The organism is Roseovarius sp. MBR-78 (assembly GCF_040547535.1).
Taxonomy (GTDB): domain Bacteria; phylum Pseudomonadota; class Alphaproteobacteria; order Rhodobacterales; family Rhodobacteraceae; genus Roseovarius.
Genome location: NZ_JBEPPX010000071.1, coordinates 1 through 2,769 on the forward strand (window position 1 = coordinate 1; position 2,769 = coordinate 2,769).

Genomic DNA, 2,769 nt, shown 5'->3' on the forward strand with positions numbered 1-2,769 from the left:
TGCGCTCGCCCTCACCCCTGCCGGGGTTTGGGCTGAGCTTTGGCATCATGATGGCGATCCTGTCCATCGTGGTGCTTCTTCCTATCGGCGCATTGCTGGGTCGTGGCCTGATGATTGGCCCGGCGGATTTGTGGGATATGGTCAATTCACGCCGTATCTGGGCGGCGCTGTCGCTGTCGTTTCGCGCGGCATTGATCGCGTCGCTGTTCAACCTTGTCTTCGGGCTGGCGCTGGCCTGGGTGCTGGTGCGCTACCGGTTCTGGGGGCGCAAGCTGATCGACGCCGCCGTTGACCTGCCCTTTGCCCTGCCCACGGCGGTGGCGGGCATCTCGCTGACGGCGCTTTACGCGCCCAATGGTGTGTTCGGGCAGGTGCTGGCGCCCTTGGGCATCAAGGTGGCCTATACCGAGGTCGGCATCTGGATGGCGCTGATCTTTATCGGGCTGCCCTTCGTTGTACGCACCGTGCAGCCGGTGATCGAAGAGCTGGAGCGCGAGGTCGAGGAGGTCAGCGCCACGCTGGGTGCGCGCCGCGCCTATACCTTGCGCCGGGTGGTCCTGCCCACGTTGACGCCCGCGCTTCTGACCGGCTTCGCGCTGGCGCTGGCGCGGTCGGTGGGCGAATACGGCTCGGTCATCTTTATCGCGGGCAATATCCCCAACCTCACGGAGATTGCGCCGCTGCTGATCGTGATCCGGCTGGAGGAATATAATTACGATGCCGCCGCCGCGATCGGCATCGCCATGCTGCTGATTTCCTTTGCCATGCTGCTGGCGATCAACATCATTCAAATCTGGAGCAGACGGAGGATCGGCCTTGTCTGATATCGCTCTCACCCGCCATACCCCCGTCACAACCGAACCGCGCCTTGCCCGGCACATCCTGATCGGCACGGTTCTGGTGCTGATCGGCGTGTTGCTGTTTGCGCCGCTGATCGCGGTCTTTGCCGAGGCCTTGCGCAACGGCTGGGCGGCGTCACTTACGGCGCTGTCGTCGCCCGATGCGTGGTCGGCCATCCGCCTCACGCTGATCGTCGCTGCCATCGCCGTGCCGCTCAATGCGGTGTTCGGCATCGCCGCCGCCTGGGCGATCACCAAGTTCGACTTTCGCGGCAAGGCGTTCCTGATCACGCTCATTGACCTGCCGTTTTCCGTCTCGCCGGTGGTGGCGGGTTTGGCGCTGGTGCTTTTGTTCGGTGTCAACTCGTCGCTCGGGGCGTGGCTGGTGGCCAATGACCTCAAGATTGTGTTCGCCTTTCCCGGCATCGTGCTGGCGACGATGTTCGTGACCTTTCCGTTCGTGGCGCGGGAACTCATCCCGGTGATGATCGAACAAGGCCAGGCCGAGGAAGAGGCGGCGCTGACGCTTGGCGCGTCGGGATGGCGCGCGTTTTTCACCGTCACCCTGCCCAATATCCGCTGGGCGCTGCTTTATGGCGTGCTGCTTTGTAATGCCCGCGCCATGGGCGAATTTGGCGCCGTCGCTGTCATCTCGGGCAAGATCCGGGGCGAGACGACGACCATGCCGATCATGATCGAGATGTTCTACAACGAATATCTGTCGGTCGCCGCCTTCTCTCTGGCCGCGGTTCTGGCGCTTCTGGCGCTGGTCACACTCACCCTCAAATCGCTTCTGGAATGGCGTCACGCCGATGTTCTGGCCGCCACGCGCCGTCACTGAAAGGGCACCCCATGCATATAGACATCGAAGAACTGGCCAAGGAATTCGGCACCGAGCGGGCGCTGCATCCGGTCTCGCTCGCCATCCCCTCGGGCGCGCTGATCGCGCTTCTGGGGCCGTCCGGGTCGGGCAAGACCACGCTGTTGCGCATCCTTGGCGGGCTGGAATTTCCCAGCTCGGGGCGGGTGCTGTTCGACGGCTCCGACGCCACCGGCCTGAGCGTGCAGGAGCGGCGCGCGGGGTTCGTGTTCCAGCATTACGCGCTGTTCAAGCACATGACGGTGTTCGAGAACATCGCCTACGGGCTGCGCGCCCGCAACCGCAAGACCCGCCCGACCGAGGCCGAGATCGGCCGCCGGGTGAACCGGCTTTTGGACCTGATCCAGTTGCCCGATATCGGCGCGCGCTATCCCAGCCAGCTTTCGGGCGGGCAGCGCCAGCGCGTGGCACTGGCGCGCGCGCTGGCGATCGAGCCGCGCATGCTGCTGCTCGACGAGCCGTTCGGCGCGCTCGATGCCAAGGTGCGCAAGGAACTGCGCCAGGGCCTGCGCGATATCCACGATACCACGGGGTTGACGACGATTTTCGTGACCCACGATCAGGAAGAGGCGATGGAACTGGCCGATCTGGTCGTCGTGATGTCGATGGGGCGCATCGAACAGGTTGGCAAACCGGCGGATATCCGTGCCAGACCGGCGAATGATTTCGTGCGCGAATTCACGGCGTCCTGATCATGAGTAAAACCGATCTGGACCGCATCGACCGCAAGATCCTGCACGAGCTGATGCGCGACGCGACCATCCCCGTCGCGCAACTGGCCGAGCGCGTCGGCCTGTCGCAAACCCCCTGCTGGAAGCGGGTGCAAAAGCTGGAAGGCGCGGGCGTGATCACCGGGCGGGTGGCCATCGTCGATCCCGCCCGCATCGGCCTGGGCATGACGGTGTTCGTTGAGATCGAGGCCCCCGATCATTCCCGCGAGTGGCGCGCCGAGTTTCGCGCCGCCATCGCGGAATTCCCTGAAATCATCGAAGTGCATCGCATGGCGGGCGATGTCGATTACCTGCTGAAAGTGGCCGTGGCCGACATGGC

At 64.3% G+C, this 2,769-nt stretch carries 4 protein-coding genes; all 4 read left to right on the plus strand.

Annotated features, from left to right (window positions below; all coding sequences use genetic code 11):
- Positions 1-824 (plus strand): sulfate ABC transporter permease subunit CysT (cysT, locus tag ABIE58_RS20170; RefSeq protein ID WP_354546398.1); only part of this gene is annotated, 824 nt, incomplete at its 5' end.
- Complete coding sequence (cysW, locus tag ABIE58_RS20175) at positions 817-1,680, plus strand: sulfate ABC transporter permease subunit CysW (protein WP_354546399.1); 864 nt, start codon at positions 817-819, stop codon at positions 1,678-1,680. The genes cysT and cysW, both read left to right, overlap by 8 nt.
- 11 nt (positions 1,681-1,691) lie before the next feature.
- Positions 1,692-2,411 (plus strand): sulfate/molybdate ABC transporter ATP-binding protein, encoded by a 720-nt coding sequence (locus ABIE58_RS20180; RefSeq protein WP_354546400.1) that lies wholly within the window; start codon positions 1,692-1,694, stop codon positions 2,409-2,411.
- 2 nt (positions 2,412-2,413) lie between these two features.
- Positions 2,414-2,769 (plus strand): Lrp/AsnC family transcriptional regulator (locus ABIE58_RS20185; protein ID WP_354546401.1); only part of this gene is annotated, 356 nt, incomplete at its 3' end.

Coding starts and splice junctions, on each gene's coding strand:
- ABIE58_RS20180 (WP_354546400.1), top strand. CDS start 1,692: ATGCATATAGACATCGAAGAACTGGCCAAGGAATTCGGCACCGAGCGG.